General features: G+C 57.8%; 16 protein-coding genes and 1 pseudogene. 11 read left to right on the plus strand and 6 right to left on the minus strand.

From position 1 onward, the window contains the following. Nucleotides 1-158: 158 nt before the first annotated feature. The 3 genes from N8E88_RS19130 to htpX form a co-directional block, all read right to left on the minus strand. The gene (locus N8E88_RS19130) at nucleotides 159-1868 is read right to left on the minus strand and encodes a heparinase II/III family protein (protein ID WP_262295057.1); all 1710 of its coding nucleotides are present in this window, start codon (nucleotides 1866-1868) and stop codon (nucleotides 159-161) included. A 61-nt stretch (nucleotides 1869-1929) separates the two neighbouring features. After that, complete coding sequence (locus N8E88_RS19135) at nucleotides 1930-3327, minus strand: RsmB/NOP family class I SAM-dependent RNA methyltransferase (protein WP_262295058.1); 1398 nt, start codon at nucleotides 3325-3327, stop codon at nucleotides 1930-1932. Beyond that, on the minus strand, nucleotides 3324-4295 hold the full coding sequence (gene htpX / locus N8E88_RS19140; protein ID WP_262295059.1) for a zinc metalloprotease HtpX: 972 nt from the start codon (nucleotides 4293-4295) through the stop codon (nucleotides 3324-3326). The genes N8E88_RS19135 and htpX overlap by 4 nt, the downstream gene beginning before the upstream one ends. A gap of 95 nt (nucleotides 4296-4390) precedes the next feature. Between htpX and N8E88_RS19145 the strand changes: the two genes are divergently transcribed. Next, nucleotides 4391-4642: a DUF1674 domain-containing protein gene (locus tag N8E88_RS19145; protein ID WP_262295060.1), complete on the plus strand. Its 252-nt coding sequence runs from the start codon at nucleotides 4391-4393 to the stop codon at nucleotides 4640-4642. Between the two features lie 9 nt (nucleotides 4643-4651). On the opposite strand, the gene N8E88_RS19150 is transcribed toward N8E88_RS19145, so the two are convergent. Then, on the minus strand, nucleotides 4652-6046 hold the full coding sequence (locus tag N8E88_RS19150; RefSeq protein WP_262295061.1) for an MATE family efflux transporter: 1395 nt from the start codon (nucleotides 6044-6046) through the stop codon (nucleotides 4652-4654). 190 nt (nucleotides 6047-6236) lie between these two features. On the opposite strand from N8E88_RS19150, the pseudogene N8E88_RS19155 reads away from it, so the two are divergent. The 3 genes and pseudogenes from N8E88_RS19155 to N8E88_RS19165 all read left to right on the plus strand — a co-directional run bounded on the left by N8E88_RS19155 (nucleotide 6237) and on the right by N8E88_RS19165 (nucleotide 8435). Continuing rightward, nucleotides 6237-6542, plus strand: a pseudogene (locus N8E88_RS19155) (type II toxin-antitoxin system RelE/ParE family toxin). Continuing rightward, nucleotides 6535-6822 (plus strand): addiction module antidote protein, encoded by a 288-nt coding sequence (locus N8E88_RS19160; protein WP_262295063.1) that lies wholly within the window; start codon nucleotides 6535-6537, stop codon nucleotides 6820-6822. The pseudogene N8E88_RS19155 and the gene N8E88_RS19160 overlap by 8 nt, the downstream one beginning before the upstream one ends. 347 nt (nucleotides 6823-7169) lie before the next feature. Then, entirely contained in the window at nucleotides 7170-8435 is a 1266-nt protein-coding gene (locus N8E88_RS19165; protein WP_262295064.1) for an SAM-dependent methyltransferase, read from the plus strand. Nucleotides 8436-8604: 169 nt separating this feature from the next. Here the strand turns inward: N8E88_RS19165 and acs are convergent, their stop codons facing one another. Next, complete coding sequence (acs, locus tag N8E88_RS19170; protein ID WP_262295065.1) at nucleotides 8605-10557, minus strand: acetate--CoA ligase; 1953 nt, start codon at nucleotides 10555-10557, stop codon at nucleotides 8605-8607. 295 nt (nucleotides 10558-10852) lie between these two features. Here acs and N8E88_RS19175 point away from each other — a divergent pair, with 295 nt between their 5' ends. Then, complete coding sequence (locus N8E88_RS19175; RefSeq protein WP_262295066.1) at nucleotides 10853-11389, plus strand: YcbK family protein; 537 nt, start codon at nucleotides 10853-10855, stop codon at nucleotides 11387-11389. 6 nt (nucleotides 11390-11395) lie between these two features. Here N8E88_RS19175 and N8E88_RS19180 read toward each other — a convergent pair whose 3' ends face one another. After that, entirely contained in the window at nucleotides 11396-12058 is a 663-nt protein-coding gene (locus N8E88_RS19180) for a YggS family pyridoxal phosphate-dependent enzyme (RefSeq protein WP_262295067.1), read from the minus strand. A gap of 132 nt (nucleotides 12059-12190) precedes the next feature. Between N8E88_RS19180 and leuS the strand changes: the two genes are divergently transcribed. The 6 genes from leuS to N8E88_RS19210 all read left to right on the plus strand — a co-directional run bounded on the left by leuS (nucleotide 12191) and on the right by N8E88_RS19210 (nucleotide 19711). Next, nucleotides 12191-14809: a leucine--tRNA ligase gene (gene leuS, locus N8E88_RS19185; protein WP_262295068.1), complete on the plus strand. Its 2619-nt coding sequence runs from the start codon at nucleotides 12191-12193 to the stop codon at nucleotides 14807-14809. 118 nt (nucleotides 14810-14927) lie between these two features. Next, nucleotides 14928-15374: an LPS assembly lipoprotein LptE gene (lptE, locus tag N8E88_RS19190; RefSeq protein ID WP_262295069.1), complete on the plus strand. Its 447-nt coding sequence runs from the start codon at nucleotides 14928-14930 to the stop codon at nucleotides 15372-15374. Between the two features lie 24 nt (nucleotides 15375-15398). Then, nucleotides 15399-16556, plus strand: coding sequence for an AAA family ATPase (locus N8E88_RS19195; RefSeq protein ID WP_262295070.1), 1158 nt, complete (start codon nucleotides 15399-15401; stop codon nucleotides 16554-16556). A 190-nt stretch (nucleotides 16557-16746) separates the two neighbouring features. Beyond that, entirely contained in the window at nucleotides 16747-17703 is a 957-nt protein-coding gene (locus tag N8E88_RS19200) for an aliphatic sulfonate ABC transporter substrate-binding protein (protein ID WP_262295071.1), read from the plus strand. A 77-nt stretch (nucleotides 17704-17780) separates the two neighbouring features. Beyond that, the gene (gene ssuD / locus N8E88_RS19205) at nucleotides 17781-18935 is read left to right on the plus strand and encodes an FMNH2-dependent alkanesulfonate monooxygenase (RefSeq protein ID WP_262295072.1); all 1155 of its coding nucleotides are present in this window, start codon (nucleotides 17781-17783) and stop codon (nucleotides 18933-18935) included. Beyond that, nucleotides 18932-19711, plus strand: a complete 780-nt coding sequence (locus N8E88_RS19210; protein WP_112532172.1) for an ABC transporter permease subunit — start codon at nucleotides 18932-18934, stop codon at nucleotides 19709-19711. The genes ssuD and N8E88_RS19210 overlap by 4 nt, the downstream gene beginning before the upstream one ends. Nucleotides 19712-19718 lie beyond the last annotated feature (7 nt).

A 19718-nucleotide genomic window follows, 5' to 3' on the forward strand; every position in this document is an offset into this window, starting at 1 on the left:
TCCTGGCGAATGAAAGGATGATTGAGGTGCCAGCCCGGTGAGCGAGCGCAAGGTTGCAACTCTATATAAGCCATACCGCCAGATGTCGCCCCCGAAGCTTGGACACAGATTGGTGATCGGGCAGGTTTTTTCAACCAAGAAGAGACAATGGCGGAATGTTATCCATAAACCCCGAGGGTTGTGCGGGTGAACTGCCATTCGACTTCCGGGCGCTGGGCGGCATTGACCGAAAGCGTGATCTGGCGGGTTTTGACCGGCCCCCGAAACCCGGCGAAGAATAGCGAATCCTCGATGAAGGGCTGGATAGTCGCCGAAAACATCCAGATGTCATCATTCTCCGCTTGCAGTATGATCAGGCCATGCTCATCGACTGTGACGTTGACTGATGGGTGCAGGTGAAAACGGATGACAACATCCTCAGCACCCGTGTCGCGGAGTGGATTACGTCCGGAAGCAAAGAAGCTGTCGATGCCCTCGATGACGCTGCCGTTGTGCGAAAGGACGATCTGGCGTTCGTGATAGATGCCGAAGGGTCGGACATAACCATTGTGATTGGCGACGAATCCGACTGCGCCTTCGCGTTCGATCCGCTCAATATTGACCTTCGTCGGACCAGCGATAATCGGCGTACCAATCATCGTCGATAGCCCCGACGTTGAGCTGAACCGGCATGAGGACGTGTCGTTGATCGTAGCGGTCGAATGGGCGGCGGTAGAACGTGCCAAGGGGCGAAATTCCGGCGGGCCATAGCGATCGACGCCGGCATTGACGATATAGCGATTGCGCCCGGAGGACATCTCAAAGGAAAGGCAGCCGGCATGGGCATCGCGGGAGGCCGTCACAGGCGGTGCGAGACCCGTATCGGCGATGATTGTTGTGGAATCCATGGATAGCCGTTCATAGCCCGAATGCGGCGCATGGGTGAGCGGCAGGCCGCCGATATCGTCGTGGCGCAGCACCGCGATTACCCGTTCCGGCATGGTCGCGCCGACGCCGTTGAACAAGGCAAGGCTGCCATCGTGATGACGAAAGAATCGCAGCGCGGGCAGCATGCGTTCGATGGCTTCGATCAATGCCTTGGGGGGCGCTTCCTGGCCGCTGGCATAGGTCTGGCGCAAGGGCAGAAGGTCGGCGAGCAATTCAAGGATCGTCAGCGGGTTGCGCGAGATGTGGCCGCCATCCGGCAGGATTTGCCTTACAAGCTCGAATTCGAGGTTGCGCCGGGCCGACCGACTCGTACTGGACGTTACGGGCAGGGCCAATACAGCGAGCGCGAGAGCAATGCGCGCGCGCAGCTTCTCCTCACCATCGTCCATGACGGCGGCCATGGTTCGCAAATAACGCACCTGCATGGCGAGCGAGCGCATGAACTGGCGGTATGAGCGAAGATCCGTGCCGGCGAGGATGAGGCTCGAATGCTGCAGCCAGGCGATGATGCGCTGGGCGGTGACTTCGGGCAGCCAGGCGGGTCCTGAAATCGACCGGCCGTGGGTGGTAATCCAGTCGCCGAGCAGCGCCCGTGCGTTGGCGGTGGCAAGATCTGTGCCTGCGGCGCGCAGATGGCGTAACCAGCCAAAATTATGCAGGGCCGCCTGCCAGGCGGCATTGGGCGGTTCAATCAGAAATGGCGAGCGCCCGCCCGTCTCGACAACCCTGCCGGCAAGGGCGAAGCGGCCATGGTAAAACTCTTCCGCCAGTTGCGGATCTGCGGGACGAAGATCTTGCGGGGCAATGAGAACGCGTTCGGGTGTAAAACCCGTGAACCGCCAGCGATAGAGGGGCCCCATTCGCACACGCCTGCGGAAACGGCGCCAAAGTTGCGCTGTTGCCAGTCCCCACAATTGCGGTGTTTCGCTCAGCGCGACCATATTATTATTGCTTCGAATCGCCTCGACAAACGCCGACTATGGAGCAGAAACCGTTAAAACTTTAGTATTTCCGTTTGAAACGCGCTGCGAAGAAGCCGTCCATGCCGGAAAGAGCGGGATTGTCATGGGCAAGATCGGCCGGTGTGGAGCGAACGAAGCCTTCCGAGGTGATGAGTTCAGCGAGGCCACCAACTTCCTTCCTGGTTACGGCTACGAGCTCAATTCCCGGGTTCTTGGCAAGCAAATCATTGGCAACTTTCTCGCCCTCGAGTGGATCGAGCGAGCAATTAGAAAAGACCACGATGCCACCGGGGCGGACAATGGCAACGGCATGATCAAGGAGTTTTGCCTGAAGCTGCGCCAGCTTCACTATGTCTTCAGGCGTCTTGGTCCACGGGACGTCCGGGTGGCGCCGCACCGTGCCCGTTGAAGAACATGGCGCGTCGAGCAGGATCGCATCGAATAGCTCTGCTGGCTGGTAGGCGGAAAGATTGGCCTCGACCGTATCGGCGGAAAGCTTGAGACGTTCGAGATTGGAGCGCAGGCGCTTCAGCCGGTTGGCCGAAAGGTCGAGTGCCGTGACATTGGCGCCCGCCAGTGCAAGCTGTGCAGTCTTGCCGCCCGGCGCGGCGCAAAGATCGGCGACACGTTTGCCTTCGATGTCTCCGAAGAGCTTCGCCGGCAGGCTTGCCGCAGTGTCCTGCACCCACCATTCGCCTTCTGCAAACCCCGGAAGCGACGTCAGCGAACCTTCAACGGTGGCAAGACGTACGGAACCCGTTGGCAATGCAATGCCGCCAAGCTTTTCCGCCCACATCTGCGGATCGCCTTTCACGGTCAGGTCGATCGGCGGTTCCTTGCTCTGGATGTCGAGAATGACTTTGGTCTTGTCCCTGCCATAAGCGGCAATGAGGCTGTTCTCGAACCAGGCCGGAACATTGCTGTCGTGCGAATGGACCTCGCTCTTGAAAGTTTCCTTTTCGCGCGACAGCCGGCGAAGGACAGCATTGACCATCGAGGCGAACCGGCGGTTGCGCGGATCATTATTCGCGGCGGTGACCGCAAGGTCGACGGCGGCACGGTCGGGCAGGTCGAGATAAAGGATCTGCGCGGCGGCAACGTGCAGCAGATGGCGCAGGGCAACGGCATTTTCCGGCAATGGCCGGTCGATCAACTGGCCGATGGCGGCTTCGATGCTGCCGCGATTGCGCAGTGCGGCGCCGAGGATGGCGCGGACCAGCGAGCGATCGCGGTCGTCGAGCGCCATATATTGCGGGTGGCCGTTGCTGTTGTCAGTCAGGCCATCAAGGGAGGTGTGCTTCTCGATGACGGCGCCAAGCAGGCGCGTCGCCACTTGACGCGCTGCGAGACCGGGACGGTCTTCCGCATCGATGTAATCCGCCGGTTTTTTGCCTAGAGGCCGTTTGGCTGGTCGTCTGGTACCGGGCTCCGCGCTCATGCCCAAGGGCCTTTACGGCCGCCGCCATCGCGGCCCCACGGGGACGGCCGGTCATCCAGCGGTTCGTCATCGATCGGGGCCTGCGGTGCGCGAGTGGGCCGGGAGGCGGCGGGCGCCTGGCTGAACTCGTTCGCCATCGCTTCAAGTGCGGCGATGCGGTTTTCCGTGTTCGGGTGGGTGGAGAACAGATTGTCGGCGCCTTGGCCGCTCAACGGATTGATGATGAAAAGCGGAGCGGAGGCGGGGTTGCGCTCGGCATCCTCGTTGACGATCTGCTTTGCGCCGCGGGCAATCTTGTCGAGCGCAGACGCAAGCCACAGCGGATTGCCGCAGATCTGCGCACCGCGCCGGTCGGCGGCATACTCTCGGGTGCGGCTGATGGCCATCTGCACGATAATGGCGGCAAATGGCGCAACGATCATGGCGATGAGCACGCCGATAAAGCCGAGGGGATTATGGTTTTCACGGCTGCCACCGCCGAAAAACATCGCGAAGTTGCCGAGCATGGAAATAGCTCCGGCAAGGGTGGCGGTCACGGTCATGATCAGCGTATCGCGATGTTCCACATGGGCGAGTTCGTGCGCCATGACGGCTGCGACTTCCTGAGGTGAAAGGCGCTGCAACAGGCCCGTACTCGCGGCAACGGCGGCGTTTTGCGGATTGCGTCCCGTCGCGAAGGCGTTGGGCTGATCGTTCTGGATGAGATAGACCTTCGGCATGGGTAGATTTGCATTTGCGGCCAAATCGCGAACAATGGCGTAATATTCCGGTGCATTCGCCTCATCGACCTCGACCGCGTGGTGCATGTTCAACACCATCTTGTCGGAATTCCAGTAGCTGAAAAGATTCATGCCCGCCGCGATAACAAGGGCGATCATCATGCCGCCGGTTCCGCCAATGAGAAAACCGACGCCCATGAACAGGGCGGTCATAAAGGCAAGCAGCATTCCAGTGCGCATCACGTTCATGGCATCAGTCCTCCCGTATTGGACAAATCTGTCAAGTTCATTCCTTTTATTGGTCGTCTTCCGCTATATGATGGTGTTTTATACAGCAAGCTTCAATGACGAGTATCAGCGTTATGAACGACGACCATACGACAACGACGCCGCATGCGGATAATGACGACAGCCGGCCGCGTCCGACATTCGAGCAATTGCCGCCAGCCGCACAGCGGGCGTTGAAAGAGGCGGAAGCACGCCGCAAGGCCGAGAAGGTAAAGGCCGATCGGCCGCGCGAAATCGGCGGGCGGGGCGGCAAGGATCCTGCGCGCTTCGGTGATTGGGAAATCAAAGGCCGCACGATCGACTTCTAGCTTCTTGCCCTAGCGAATGACCTCGATGCCGAGTTTTTCGCGCCGTAGCCAGCGGCTGATGAGTAGAAGAGCGGCTGTTGCGAGGCCGCACAACAGACCGAGCCATACGCCTGCGCCTTCCATGCCGAGCCAGAAGCCGAGGCCGACGGATAGCGGCAGACCGACACCCCAATAGGCGATAGCTGCATAGATCATCGGTATGGTGGTATCGTGCAGGCCGCGCAACATGCCGCTAGCAACGGCCTGACCCCCATCGAATATCTGGAACAATGCGGCGAAAGCCAGAAATGTAACGGCGAGCGAAATCACCTTGGCGTTGGCTGGATCGTTGACGTCGATAAAAGCACTTATCAAGGCGTGAGGTGCCAACAGCATCAGCAGTGCGGTGAGAACCATGAAGCCGGTGCCTGCCGTGAACGCAACCCAACCGGCGCGCTTGATGCCGTCAGGATCCTGCGCGCCGTAGGCACGTCCAACGCGTACCGTTGCCGCCTGACCAAAACCCATCGGCACCATGAAGGCGATCGAGGCGATCTGGATGGCGATCGCATGGGCGGCGAGCGAATCAGCCCCTATCAGTCCCATCAGGAAGGCAGCAGCATTGAAGATCGTTACCTCGAAGCTCAGGATCGCAGCAATTGGCAGGCCGAGGCGCAATAGTTCGCGATAGCGTGGCCAGTCCGCACGCCAAAAACGTCCGAACAGGCGGTAGCGCCGGAATTGCTTGTCGAAAGAAATGACAATGACGAAGCCGGCAAACATCAAGGCCGAAGATAGCGACGTCGCGATGCCGGACCCGACAATGCCAAGCCTCGGAAAGCCAAGATGACCGAAGATCAGCAGCCAGTTGGCCAGTGCATTGAAGGCGACGGCACAAAGAGCGATGACCAGCGCCCAGCCGGGGCGTTCCAGCGCAGCTATGAAAGAACGCACCACGATATAGCAGTAAAAGGGCAGTACCGCCCACTGCAGCGCGCGAACATAGTCACCAGCCTCGGCAGCGAGCGCATGATCCTGCCCCATGGCGATGAGGATCGTTTTGGTGTTCCACAATATGAGCCAGATCGGGATCGAAATGGTGACTGCGATCCACAGGCCCTGACGCACCGTGCGGCGTATTTCACGGACGGTGAATTTGTTGCGTCCGAGTTCACGCGCCATCATCGGCGAGGTTGCCGTCATCAGGCCGAGACCGAAAATCATCGGAACATAGTAGAGATTGGTACCCAGCGCACCGGCCGCCAGCGTACTTGCTCCGACCCAGCCCATCATCATAACGTCAGTCGCTGTCATCGCCGTCTGCGCAAGATTGGTGAGAATCATCGGCCAGCTCAGCGAGAGCATCGCAACGATTTCATCACGCCATGCACGCTTTGACGCGTTTTGGACTATAGCAACCGACATTGTTTAAACTTTCAGAGGGATTTTGCCTTGGGATTAGGCAGAATGCACCGTTTTCAGGCAAATCTTGGTATCATCAATTTGGCGAAGAGCAAAGAGCTACCCTTTGCAATCTGGCGTTGGTGTCACATCTTTTGACCGTCATATACCATTCGGAATTCAATTGACGAAATGTGATTTATAAAATACATTTATGATCGAGCTTGAGCAAACGGAGACATTCCGGATATGGCGCACGGAACTCAAAGATTAGCGAGCGCGAGCTTTGATCGCATCGCGGTTAGAGCGCCTTGCTTTCGGGCACGCAGGCGATGTGCAACCTGTAGGGCACGGTATTAGTGAACTGCGAATTCATTACGGTCCCGGATATCGTATCTATTTTCAGAGGCGAGGAGATGTGATCGTAGTTCTCCTCTGTGGTGGTGATAAGAGCACGCAGGCAAGGGACATCCGCACAGCGAAACTTTTGGCTGCCGAATGGAGGGAATGGAATGGTTGAAAAGTTGATCCCCTATGATCCTGCCGAGGATTTGACGACCGATGACGCTATAGAAGTATTTCTTACCGATGCCTTCGAGACGGGGGATGCAGCCTATATCGCCAGGGCATTGGGTGTGGTGGCAAGAGCGAAGGGTATGACCAAGATCGCTCGAAAAACGGGTTTGGCCCGAGAGCAGCTCTATCGTTCCTTAAGTGAAAACGGGAATCCCACTCTCGAAACGACGATGGCTGTCATGAAGGCGATCGGGTTTCAAATTACCGGCAAGCGCGCGGCATAAACGGAAAGGGCCACCCCGAAGGGTGGCCCCGCAATTCCGTCTGGCACAAAGCTGTCGTTTGGCCTTCTTCCCTGGACTCAGCCAAGGTGCTTATTCAACGGAGAGACGATCCCCGATGGAAAGCATCAGACGCCTTGTGGCAGTTTTCGAAATCACGAGACATCGGATCACCTCCTTTACATTCGTTGAACACAAAACAAGAATGGGGTGTCTTTGCCCGCGTTTCAAGAGAAAAATTCGAAGCGTCTTTCAGACAGCTTGCCAAACCGCAATTGCCGCCATAAGCCAAGCCGAGTTTTTCACGAAGCGCCGATGGCCGATATTCGGGCAGGTGTTGGGGGCACGAGATGGCAGCTGAAGATAGAGCGGCGCGGATTATCCGCACGGTAATCGATGTACTCGAGCCGCAATTTGCCGTCGAATTGTGGGACGGTGCGCGCATTGGCCAAACCGATGGCCCAATTCTTGCGATCAACGATCCCGTGGTTGTGCGCCAGCTTGCCCTGAAACCCAATATCGGCTCGATCGTCGAGTTATGGGTTTCCGGACAAATCGATGTGAAGAATGGCACCCTGTTCGATCTCGTGGAGCGTGGTCCCAAGGGAAAATTCAAGCAGAAGCTGAAGAGCCTGCCGAAATGGCAATTGCTAAAAGATGTGCCTTCACTGCTACTCGGCGGTGGCAAGGCCAGCAATTCCGGTCTGGGCGGCAAGAACCCCTTTGTCAGCGGCTCCAACAAGGAAGCCATCACCCATCATTACGATGTGTCGAACGCTTTCTATCAGCTCTTTCTCGATGAGCGCATGGTCTACACCTGCGCCTATTTCACCGATTGGGCCAATACGATCGACCAGGCGCAGGCGGATAAACTGGAGTTGATCTGCCGCAAGCTGCGGTTGCAACCCGGCGACCGCCTCTTGGACATCGGTTGCGGCTGGGGCGCGATGTTGATCTATGCGGCAAAGTATTATGGAGTGACCGGGACTGGCGTTTCACTGTCGGAGGCACAGACGGCGCTGGCACGGGAACGGATCAAGGCGGAAGGCCTCGAAGACAAGATCACTATCCACGTCAAATCCTACGAACACCTCGAGGGTCAGTTCGACAAGATCTCATCAATCGGCATGTTCGAAGCTGTCGGCATAGCGCGCTACGATACCTATTATTCCAGCGTGCGCCGCCTGCTGCGGCCGGGCGGGCTTTATCTGCATCATGCGATCACACGGCGCATGAAGCGCAACAAGAAGACCTTCGGGCGCAAAAGCGCCGAGCACCTGGCGCTGGTGAAGTATATTTTCCCGGGCGGCGAGCTGGATCACCTCGGCATGACAGTGGAGAATCTCGAGGGCCACGGCTTCGAAGTGCATGATGTCGAGAATCTGCGCGAACATTACGGCAAGACATGCCGGATGTGGGCGGACCGGCTGCACGCCCGGTTTGACGAGGCGATTGCAGAGGTCGGCGCGCCCAAGGCACGGCTGTGGCTGCTTTATCTGACCGGTTGCGCGCTGGCGTTCGAACGCGGCACTGTGCAGATCAACCAGACGCTGGCATCCAAGCGCAAGCGGGGTTTATCAGCCGTGCCGCAGACGCGAGCTGATTTGTACAGGTAAAGTTCTATCCAGCTGGCATTATCTTAGGTGCGTGGTTCGACGGGGCTCACCATGAGGGAGATGGGTGGGTTGCAGAATCAAGTTCTGCAACGTTGGTGATTATCCTTGCAATCAACCAATCTCCCTCATGGTGAGCTCCGTCGAACCACGCACAGTGGACGTGCCGCACTCAGCCCTTCTTGTTTTGCCTGTTGGCGATGAGATCATCGACGACAGCCGGATCGGCAAGCGTCGATGTATCGCCGAGTGCGCCGAAGTCGTCCTCGGCTATCTTGCGCAGGATGCGGCGCATGATCTTGCCCGAGCGGGTCTTGGGCAGGCCGGGCGAGAACTGTATTTTGTCGGGCGAGGCAATCGGGCCGATTTCCTTGCGCACATGCGCAACGAGATCCTTGCGCAGTGCGTCAGTACCCTCTAGGCCGGCCATCAGCGTGACGTAGCAATAGATGCCTTGGCCCTTCAGGTCGTGCGGGTAACCGACGACGGCGGCTTCCGAGACCGTATCGTGCGAGACAAGCGCGGATTCGACTTCTGCCGTGCCCATGCGATGGCCCGAGACATTGAGCACGTCATCGACGCGGCCGGTGATCCAGTAATAGCCGTCCTTGTCGCGGCGGCAGCCATCGCCGGTAAAGTACTTGCCTTTGTAGGTGGAAAAATAGGTTTCGATGAAACGCTTGTGATCACCATAGACCGTACGCATCTGTCCGGGCCATGAATCGGTGATGCACAGATTGCCGTCGGCGGCGCCGTCAAGCACATTGCCTTCATTGTCGACGAGCTGCGGCTGGACGCCAAAGAAAGGCCGCGTTGCCGAGCCCGGCTTGAGCGCCGTTGCGCCGGGTAGCGGTGTGATCAGTATGCCGCCCGTTTCAGTCTGCCACCATGTATCGACAATGGGCGAGCGCTTGTCGCCCACCACCTGATAATACCATTCCCAGGCTTCCGGATTGATCGGCTCGCCAACGGATCCAAGGATGCGCAGCGACTTGCGCGATGTCTTCGTGACAGGGTCGTTGCCAGCACTCATCAGCGCGCGAATGGCGGTCGGGGCGGTGTAGAAGATGTTGACCTTGTGCTTGTCGATGACTTCCCAAAAGCGCGACACTGACGGGTAGTTGGGAACGCCCTCGAACATCAGCGTGGTCGCGCCATTGGCGAGCGGCCCATAAACGATATAGGAGTGGCCAGTGACCCAGCCGACATCGGCGGTGCACCAGTAGATATCGCCGTCATGGTAATCGAAGACGTATTGATGCGTCATCGCCGCATAGACCAGATAGCCGCCGGTGGTGTGAAGAACCCCTTTTGGTTTGCCCGTCGATCCTGATGTGTAGAGGATGAACAGCGGATCTTCCGCCTTCATCCTCTCCGGCTTGCACTCCGGTTTCACGCTCAGCGTTTCCTCGTGATACCAGAGATCGCGGTTTGCCGCCCAGCCGGTCTTGCCGCCGGTACGGCGTACAACCAGCACGTTCTTGACCCTGACGTGATGCCTGGCAGCGATATCGATCGCCTTGTCGGTGTTGTCCTTGAGCGGGATAGGCTTGCCACCGCGCACACCTTCATCCGCGGTGATGACGAAAGTCGATTCGCAGTCGACGATGCGGCCTGCGAGAGCATCGGGAGAAAAGCCGCCGAAAACGACGGAATGAATGGCGCCGATGCGTGTGCAGGCGAGCATCGCATAGGAGGCTTCCGGGATCATCGGCATGTAGATGGTGACGCGATCGCCCTTCTTGACCCCGTGCTTCTTCAACACGTTGGCCAGACGGCACACCTGCTCGTAAAGCTCGTTATAGGTGATCTTCTTGTCGAGATAGGGATTGTCGCCTTCCCAGATAATGGCAACCTGATCGCCGCGCTTTTTCAAATGGCGATCGATGCAGTTGTAGGAGACGTTGGTCACGCCATCCTCGAACCATTTGATCGCGACCTTGCCCTGGAACGAGGTGTTTTTCACCTTGGTAAAAGGTTTGAACCAATCGATGCGCTTTCCATGCTTGGCCCAGAACTTTTCCGGATCCTTGATGCTCTGCTTGTACCAGCTCTGATAGGTATCATTGTCGATAAGCGCGTTTTTCTTCGCGCTTGCCAGCACGGGATGAACCTTCTCGGACATCAATTTCCTCCAGAACCTGAGATGACGGGCCTCCACCCGAATACCTCCCGAGCGGGGAGGCGGATCGTTCTCATTATCATCAAGCAAATCGATGCGTAAATATGGCAAATCACCAGAATGGAGTGTTGTCAGATCATTCAGCACACCACGCGTAGTAATATACCGTTACATTTTGTCATGGAACCCGGTCCATTTTGAACACATTTCGGCGTGAACGGTCGCCGCATTGACTTGGGAGGACACATAAGGCGCGCCGTACAATCATAAAAATCTGCGCCACACCAAGGATCGAAGAATGACAATTCAACCCTTGCGCAGTGTTGTGTTCCGCGCGAAATTCACGGTGCTCTTTCTGATGGTGCTCGCGCTGGCAATCCCCGCGGATGCCGGAACGTTGCCTGAACCGTCAAATCCTCAAGAGCGGATCGGCGCTCACATGTTCGATGACGAGCACGCACATCTCTTGAAAGATTCCGTCTTCGACAAGATAAGCCCTCTGGTGCTCGCCGCCATGCCTCGCGGCAAGGCCTATATCGATTACAAAGCCCCGTCGAAATGTGTCCCCGAACGTTTAAGGAATGTACTCAATCGCGTGTCCGCAAAATATGGCCCCATAACCGTCAACTCCACCGTTCGTTCGCGATCACGCAATCGCAGTGTCGGCGGCCGGGACAAGTCCTACCATCTCAACTGCCAAGCTGTTGATTTCCGCGTACATGGCGGCGCGTCCGGATTGATCGGGTTTCTTTCTTCCGCGAAAGATGTGGGTGGGCTGAAGCGCTATCCGGCGGGCTATTATCACATCGATACCGGGCCGCGCCGTAGCTGGTAGGATGGACTAGCGAGTGCCGAAAATCGCCGAGCCCACGCGCACCGACGTCGCGCCGAAGCCTATGGCAATCCGGTAGTCACCCGACATGCCCATGGAAAGCTTCTCCACGCCGGCATTGTCAGCAATCTTGCGCAAAAGGGCAAAATGCGGCCCGGGGTTTTCATCGGCAGGCGGAATGCACATCAGGCCCTCGATTATCAGGCCATGCACTTCGCGGCAGCGCGTTATGAAGGCCAACGCTTCCTTAGGTTCTATACCGGCTTTCTGGGGTTCCGAGCCGGTGTTGACTTGAACGAAGAGTTTCGGAAAGCGATTCTGTTTCTTCATTTCCACGGCCAGAGTTGAGGCAATCTTCTCGCGATCGACAGTTTCGATCACATCAAAAAGAGCGACAGCTTCCTGCGCTTTGTTGGATTGCAGCGGGCCGATCAGGTGCAATTCGATATCCGGGAAATCGGTACGCAGGTATGGCCATTTCGCCAGAGCTTCCTGTACGCGATTTTCACCGAAAACGCGCTGCCCGGCTTCGATAACCGGGCGAATCGCGTCGGCATCAAAAGTCTTGGAAACCGCTACCAATGTTACCGAGCCCTCCGAACGGTTGGCCTCGACCTCGGCCTTGCGGATTTCGCTCTGAACGGCAAAAAGTTGTTCAACGGCATTGGGCATGGCGCAGTTGAGTCCTATTTATGATACACGAGCCCGGTTTTCGCGGGTTCCTTCAGCTTCAAATGGTTGACGGTCCCACCAATCCATGGTGAAGGTCCCGCAACCATTATCCTTTGCAAGAGAATCCCGTTCATGGCAACCGAACGATACAATCCCCGTGTAGCCGAAAAGCATTGGCAGAAGGTTTGGGATGACGCCAAACTTTTCGAAACGCCGAATGATGATCCGCGTGACCCGTATTACGTGCTTGAGATGTTCCCCTATCCTTCGGGCCGCATCCATATGGGACATGTGCGCAACTATGCGATGGGCGATGTCGTTGCACGCTACAAGCGCGCCAAGGGATTCAATGTGCTGCATCCGATGGGCTGGGACGCTTTCGGCATGCCTGCCGAAAACGCTGCGATGCAGAACAAGGTTCACCCGAAGACCTGGACTTACCAGAACATCGCGACCATGCGCAGCCAGCTCAAATCCATGGGGCTGTCGCTCGACTGGTCACGCGAGTTCGCAACCTGTGACGTCGAATATTACCATCGCCAGCAGATGCTGTTTCTCGATTTCGTCGAGAAGGGCTTGGTGACGCGGAAATCCTCCAAGGTCAACTGGGATCCGGAGGATATGACGGTCCTTGCCAATGAACAGGTCATAGACGGGCGCGGATGGCGCTCCGGTGCGCTGGTCGAACAGCGTGAGCTAACGCAATGGTTCTTCAAGATCACCGATTTCAATGAGGAATTGCTGAGCGCGCTGGACGATCTCGACCAATGGCCCGACAAGGTGCGGCTGATGCAACGCAACTGGATCGGCAAGTCGGAAGGCATGCTGATCCGCTGGGCGCTGGATGATAAGTCACGGTTCGGCGACGAGAATGAGATCGAGGTTTATACGACACGTCCCGATACGCTGTTCGGTGCGTCGTTCATTGCTATAGCTGCGGATCATCCGCTCGCCAAGAGGGCTGCGGAAACCAATGCGGCGCTGGCGAAGTTCAACGAGGAATGCCGTCACGCCGGCACGTCCGTTGTTGCGCTGGAGACCGCTGAGAAGAGGGGCTTCGACACCGGCCTGCGCGTCAAGCATCCGTTTGATCCGAATTGGAAGCTGCCGGTTTACGTCGCAAATTTTGTCTTGATGGACTACGGCACGGGCGCGATCTTCGGCTGCCCGTCGGGCGATCAGCGCGATTTGGACTTTGCCAACAAATATGGCCTGCCTGTGGTGCCCGTGGTGATGCCCGCGGACGCTGATGCAGCGACATTCCAGATCACCGAGACGGCCTATGTCGATGACGGGGTGATGATCAATTCGCAGTTCCTTGATGGCATGACGCCTGCCGCGGCATTTGAGCAGGTGGCGAACCGGCTGGAAAAGCAGACGATCGGCAACCGGCCGCAAGGTGAACGGAAGGTCAACTTCCGCCTGCGCGACTGGGGCATTTCGCGCCAGCGCTACTGGGGTTGCCCGATCCCGATGATCCATTGTGACGATTGCGGTGTGGTTCCGGTACCGAAGATCGATCTGCCGGTCAAGCTACCGGACGATGTCGAGTTCGACCGTCCCGGTAATCCGCTCGACCGTCATCCGACCTGGCGACACGTGAACTGTCCGCAGTGCGGCAAGGCTGCGCGTCGTGAAACCGACACGATGGATACGTTCGTCGATTCCTCCTGGTACTTTGCCCGCTTTACGGCGCCTTGGGAGAATGAGCCCACCGATCCGAAGATCGCCAATCACTGGTTGCCGGTCGATCAATATATCGGCGGCATCGAGCATGCGATCCTGCATCTGCTCTATTCGCGCTTCTTTACCCGGGCGATGAAGATAGCGGGGCATCTCGATATAAGCGAACCGTTCAAGGGCATGTTTACCCAAGGCATGGTGGTGCACGAGACATACAAGGGCAAGGACGGCTGGGTTATGCCAGCAGAGGTCAAGGTCGAAGAGAGTGACGGCAAGCGCCGCGGGATCTTGATGGAGACAGGGGAAGAGATCGAGATCGGCCCGATCGAGAAGATGTCGAAGTCGAAGAAGAATGTGGTCGATCCGGACGATATAATCGCTTCTTATGGCGCCGATACGGCGCGCTGGTTCATGTTGTCCGATTCGCCGCCAGAACGGGATGTGATCTGGACGGAAGCCGGCGTCGAAGGTGCGCACCGATTCGTTCAGCGCGTCTGGCGATTGATCTCCGAAGCTGCAGAAGTGCTGAAGACTGCTGAGCCTGCCGCCGCCTCCGAGGGCGAAGCGCTGCAGGTTTCAAAAGCCGCGCACAAGACAGTGAAGGCTGTCGGCGAGGACATTGAAAAGCTGGCGTTCAACAAGGCGGTCGCCCGTCTCTATGAACTGGTGAATATTTTGTCCGGTCCCCTGCAGAAAATCGCCGCCGGGGAAGCTGACAAGGCAATGATCGCCGCGTGCCGCGAAGCGACCAACATGCTAATCGCCATGATTGCGCCGATGATGCCGCATCTGGCTGAAGAGTGTTGGAAAGCGCTGAACGGCAAGGATCTTATCGCACATCAGCCATGGCCAACCTATGATGAGGCGCTGATCGTCGAGAACGATGTGACGCTGCCGGTGCAGATCAACGGCAAGAAGCGTGGTGATTTGACAATTGCCCGAGATGCGGATCAATTGGCGGTCGAAAAAGCCGCCCTCGCGCTTGATTTCGTCAGGGCCGCGTTGAATGGTAATCCGCCAAAGAAAGTCATTATTGTACCGCAGAGGATCATCAATGTCGTTGCCTGATCGTTTTCAGCCAGGATCGCGTTCCGGGCGTCTGTTGTTGCGGGTCTGCGTTCTCGGAATGGCTCTCATTGCCGGAGGGTGCCAAGTGAGGCCGCTGTATTCGACTCCGAGCCCTACAGTGACTGGAAGCGTCAACGACAACATACGCTCGAAGCTTGCCGGCGTCTCGATCAACCAGCCCGGCGACCGCGTGACGCAGGAAGTGCGCAACAACCTGATTTTCCTGTTTGCCGGCGGCGCCGGAGAACCAGCCAGCCCCGCCTATTCGCTGACGCTAAGCGTTTATTCCAGGGATCTGTCGTTGCTGCTCGTGCAGAATGCAACGAATGATAAATCCGGCCAGCCAACGGCTGGTTCGATGCGCATGACGGGCTCCTATACCTTGACGCGCCTTTCCGATGGAAAGGTGGTTGGTACCGGAACACGAATTGTCACTGCGGACTACGACGCGCCAAGGCAGCGTTATGCCGTACTCAGGGCGCAGCGCGACGCGAATAACCGCGCGGCGCGCGAGCTTGCGGAATCGCTTAATCTCAGTGTCGCGCAGGATCTATCTAAAATTTAGGTAGTAAACGTCGGGATGTAGACAATGCGCCTGACCTCGCTTTGCGCGAATGGTTACCGGTCGTTGCGTTCGATACGGCTTGATATCGGTCCGCTCGCACTGTTTGTCGGCGAGAACGGTGTCGGCAAATCCAATCTTTATCGAGCAATGCAACTGATCAAGGCATCGGCGGAAGGGACGCTTTCTTACGAGATTGCGCGCGAAGGTGGCATGCAGTCGGCCCTGTGGACCGGGAAGCGCCGATCCGGTCCTGTCCGCATGGGTTTCACTGCCGAATTTGATGGCGATGACACCGCAATCCGATCGGGCTATTCCGTTGAAACCGGTCTGGCCCCGAGTTACCAAGTGGAGGTTGGGCTGAGACCGCCAGCCGCCGCCGGTTTTGCTTTCGAGCCGCAGATCAAGGAAGAAACGCTGAGCATCGACAGCGGCCGTAGACCGGTCGAGATGATGGGCCGCAAGGGGCCAGCGGTATTTGCAAGGGATGATTCCGGTCGGCGCGTCGAGCACCCGGTCAAGCTGCTCGATTCCGAAACGGGGTTGGCGATTCTCGGTAGCTCGGGACGGTACCCCGAGATCGGCGACCTGCGCGCCACGCTGCTTGGTTGGCGCTTCTATCACGGCTTTCGTACCGATCGCGATTCGCCCGTTCGACGGCCGTCCCTGGCAATTACCGCGCCGATGCTGGACGAAGACGGGGGCAATCTTGCTGCTGTCTTTGCGACGCTGGTGCATATCCGCGAAGATACAATTGATCTCGATCGCTGCATCGCCGAAGCGCTAGCGGGTGCCACCCTCGATGTGCCGGTTCCGGGAGAGACTGCAACTTTCGGTCTGCGCCTTCCCGAATTTCCACAACGTCTTTTTCGTCCGGAAGAACTGTCGGATGGCCAGATAAGGTTTCTCGCGCTGGCAGGGGCACTTCTTTCTTATAGGCTGCCTCGGCTGATTGCGCTGAACGAGCCGGAGACCAGCCTGCATCCGTCCATGCTGCCGGCTCTTGCCGACATGATTGCTCAAGCTGCGGAGCGCACGCAGTTGTGGATCGTCACGCATTCACGCGCGCTTGCGGATGAAATTTCTGCTCGGACCGGCGTGCGCGCCATGACCGTAGTCCGCCAGGACGGCGCAACATCCATCGAGGGATTGAGGCTAGACGGCCGTTTCGGCGACGACGAGTAGTGAGTAGCGTCGCATCGGGGCAATCTCTGGCTCCTTACTATCCAAGCGGCGGGAAAACTAATCCTTTCGCACCGGATTCTATGAAATTTCTTTTCTCTATTAGATTAGTCGAGTTAACTAGCATTGGATCAATTCCCGGTCGGGCGGGAAGGCCTTTTGTTAATAAAAGCCCGCATCCAAAGAGGGACCAATGTCCAGACTGATATGTAGAGCATTTGGTGCGACCCTTTTGGCTGCGGCTGTATTTGCCACCACATTCGCACAGGCCGCTGAGCCTCTAAAAGAGCTGAAAATCGGGTATCAGAAAACAGGTCTGCCTGTGATCGCCCGCCAGCAGCAGGTAATCGAAAAAGCACTTGAACCGAAGGGTGTTGCGGTCAAATGGGTCGAGTTCACCGCAGGTCCGCCACTCGTTGAAGCGCTGAATGTCGGCAGCATTGATGTTGGCTGGGTCGGCGATGCACCGCCCATTTTTGGCCAGTCGGCGGGTTCCGCCATTGCCTATGCTGCTGCTCTTGCGCCCAATGGCAAGGGTGAAGCCATCATCGTCAAACCCGGCTCGTCCATCCAGTCGCTTGCCGACCTCAAGGGCAAGAAAGTAGGTGTTGGCAAAGGGACAAGCGCGCACAATCTTCTCATCGCGGCGCTGGCGAAAGCCAATGTGGGCTACGATGAAATCACGCCGGTTTTCCTGAGCCCGGCCGATGCCGCTGCGGCGTTTGCCAGCGATAAAATCGATGCCTGGGCAATCTGGGATCCGTTCTTCGCTATTGCCGAGACGCGCTACAATCCGCGCATTCTCGTCCGCACCAGCGACGTTCTCAACGTCAACACCTATCTCATTGCCAATCGCGATTTTGCCAAGGCACATCCGGAAGTCGTGACGGAGACAATCGGCGCGCTGAAGGTCGCTGCGGATTGGGCCAACGCCAACAAGGACAAGGTGGCCGAAGCGTTGCACGAAGTGACCGGCGTGCCTCTCGACGCGCAGACCCTCGCGGCGAACCGTTCGGTTTTCAGCGTCGAACCGATTACACCGGCCATAATCGCGCATCAACAGGAAACCGCAGACCGCTTCTTCAAGCTGAAGCTCATCCCCAATGCCATCAAGATTTCCGATGTCGTGTGGACGGCCCCAAGCAACTAGCGGCCGAGGATATTCACGCCATGCTGGCCGCTAATCTCTACAAGCCTCAGCCTACAAAATCAGGATTGGATACTCTTATGACGCAGCCAGGCCCGCTCGATTTCTTCTGGTTCATCCCCACGCATGGCGATGGCAGCTATCTTGGTTCGGAACGGCAGCAACGGCCGCCGGAACATGATTACCTCCGCGAGATAGCGCAGGCGGTCGATCGGCTGGGCTTCCCGGGTGTGTTACTTCCAACGGGGCAAAGCTGTGAGGATTCCTGGATCACAGCAGCGGGGCTCGCCGCACATACGGAGCGGTTGAAGTTTCTGGTGGCACTGCGCCCGGGTGTGACGTCGCCGGTTTTCGCTGCGCGGCAGACGGCGGCACTTGACCGCCTGAGCGACGGGCGTCTGCTGCTTAACGTGGTCGTTGGCGGCAACCCCAAGGAACTTGCAGGCGACGGCGTCTTCCTGCCTCATGACCAGCGCTATGAACAAGCCGCGGAGTTCCTGAAGATCTGGCGCGACCTTGTCTCCGGCAAAACGGTCGACTTTGACGGCAAACATTATCGGGTAGAAGGCGGAAGGCTTGACCTCCTGCCTGTACAGGAACGCGCACCGCTCTATTTCGGCGGGTCATCCGATGCGGGACAAGACCTTGCGGCGGAACAGGTCGACATGTACCTGACGTGGGGCGAGCCAGTGGAGCAGGTAGCCGAAAAGATCGAGCGTGCACGTGCAAAGGCGGGTCAAAAAGGCCGCAAGCTGCGCTTTGGCATTCGCCTGCATTTCATCGTTCGCGAAACTGAAGATGAAGCCTGGGCGGCGGCGGACAGGCTGATCAGCAGGATCACCGATGACCAGATCGAAGTCGCGCAGGCGCGGTTTCTCAAGGAAATGGATTCTGTCGGACAGCGCCGGATGGCGGAACTGCATGGCGGGCGCCGCGACAAGCTTGTCGCCGGTCCCAACCTTTGGGCGGGCGTTGGCCTCGTACGTGGCGGTGCAGGCACCGCACTTGTCGGATCGCCGCAAAGCATCGCGGCGCGGATTCGCGAATACCAGGCGGTTGGGATCGATACGGTGATCGGTTCCGGTTATCCGCACCTGGAAGAAGCCTACCGTGTTGCGGAACTTCTGTTTCCGGAACTTGGTCTTGGCGGAAAGGCGCGTGCCCCGCGCCGTTCGATCGAGAACGAGTTTGGCGTCGGCTTTTATGGCGACAAACGCCTGCAGGCCTCCTCATGAGCAGGGCGCTCCGTTCTATCGGGCGCAGCGCGCTGGGCTGGCTTTTGCCTGCCTTGCTGCTTGCGGGATGGGAAGGCGCGTCGCGAGCCGGGCTTATACCGGCTAACGTCTTGCCAGCACCGTCCGCTGTCGGAGAGGCGTTCTGGAAATTACTGCTGTCGGGTGAACTCATCGAGAATATCCGCATTTCGACATTGCGTGCGCTCAGCGGCTTTCTCGTCGGCGGTAGCATCGGTTTCGCGCTTGGCCTTGCCAATGGACTATCGGCACTCAGCCGTGAACTAACCGACACAACGCTGCAGATGATCCGTAATATTCCACACCTGGCGCTGATTCCGCTGGTCATCCTGTGGTTCGGGATAGACGAGGAGGCGAAACTGTTTCTCGTTGCGCTCGGCGTGTTCTTTCCAATCTACGTAAACACACTGCTCGGTATTCAGGGTGTCGACCCGCAGCTGGTGGAGATGGGCCGCATCTATGGCATGTCACGGACACAGCTGTTCGTGCGTGTGATACTGCCCGGCGCGCTGCCCTCGATCTTCGTGGGCTTGCGCTATGCGCTTGGTATCATGTGGCTGACATTGATCGTCGCCGAAACGATTTCGGCGTCTTCGGGTCTTGGCTACATGGCGATGCAAGCACGCGAATTCCTGCTGATCGACGTCGTTGTTCTATCGATTTTGATTTATGCGCTCCTTGGCAAGCTGGCGGATTCGCTGGCGCGGTTTCTCGAGCGGATATCACTGCAATGGCACCCTGCCTTCCAGACTGTTTGAGGAATCA

It is taken from the genome of Phyllobacterium zundukense, from assembly GCF_025452195.1.
Classification (GTDB): Bacteria; Pseudomonadota; Alphaproteobacteria; order Rhizobiales; family Rhizobiaceae; genus Phyllobacterium; species Phyllobacterium zundukense_A.

Excerpts from the sequence above, each read along its gene's own strand:
- N8E88_RS19130 (WP_262295057.1), bottom strand. The coding sequence starts at position 1,868 with ATGGTCGCGCTGAGCGAAACACCGCAATTGTGGGGACTGGCAACAGCG.
- N8E88_RS19135 (WP_262295058.1), bottom strand. The coding sequence starts at position 3,327 with ATGAGCGCGGAGCCCGGTACCAGACGACCAGCCAAACGGCCTCTAGGC.
- htpX (WP_262295059.1), bottom strand. The coding sequence starts at position 4,295 with ATGAACGTGATGCGCACTGGAATGCTGCTTGCCTTTATGACCGCCCTG.
- N8E88_RS19145 (WP_262295060.1), top strand. The coding sequence starts at position 4,391 with ATGACGAGTATCAGCGTTATGAACGACGACCATACGACAACGACGCCG.
- N8E88_RS19150 (WP_262295061.1), bottom strand. The coding sequence starts at position 6,046 with ATGTCGGTTGCTATAGTCCAAAACGCGTCAAAGCGTGCATGGCGTGAT.
- N8E88_RS19160 (WP_262295063.1), top strand. The coding sequence starts at position 6,535 with ATGGTTGAAAAGTTGATCCCCTATGATCCTGCCGAGGATTTGACGACC.
- N8E88_RS19165 (WP_262295064.1), top strand. The coding sequence starts at position 7,170 with ATGGCAGCTGAAGATAGAGCGGCGCGGATTATCCGCACGGTAATCGAT.
- acs (WP_262295065.1), bottom strand. The coding sequence starts at position 10,557 with ATGTCCGAGAAGGTTCATCCCGTGCTGGCAAGCGCGAAGAAAAACGCG.
- N8E88_RS19175 (WP_262295066.1), top strand. The coding sequence starts at position 10,853 with ATGACAATTCAACCCTTGCGCAGTGTTGTGTTCCGCGCGAAATTCACG.
- N8E88_RS19180 (WP_262295067.1), bottom strand. The coding sequence starts at position 12,058 with ATGCCCAATGCCGTTGAACAACTTTTTGCCGTTCAGAGCGAAATCCGC.
- leuS (WP_262295068.1), top strand. The coding sequence starts at position 12,191 with ATGGCAACCGAACGATACAATCCCCGTGTAGCCGAAAAGCATTGGCAG.
- N8E88_RS19195 (WP_262295070.1), top strand. The coding sequence starts at position 15,399 with ATGCGCCTGACCTCGCTTTGCGCGAATGGTTACCGGTCGTTGCGTTCG.
- N8E88_RS19200 (WP_262295071.1), top strand. The coding sequence starts at position 16,747 with ATGTCCAGACTGATATGTAGAGCATTTGGTGCGACCCTTTTGGCTGCG.
- ssuD (WP_262295072.1), top strand. The coding sequence starts at position 17,781 with ATGACGCAGCCAGGCCCGCTCGATTTCTTCTGGTTCATCCCCACGCAT.
- N8E88_RS19210 (WP_112532172.1), top strand. The coding sequence starts at position 18,932 with ATGAGCAGGGCGCTCCGTTCTATCGGGCGCAGCGCGCTGGGCTGGCTT.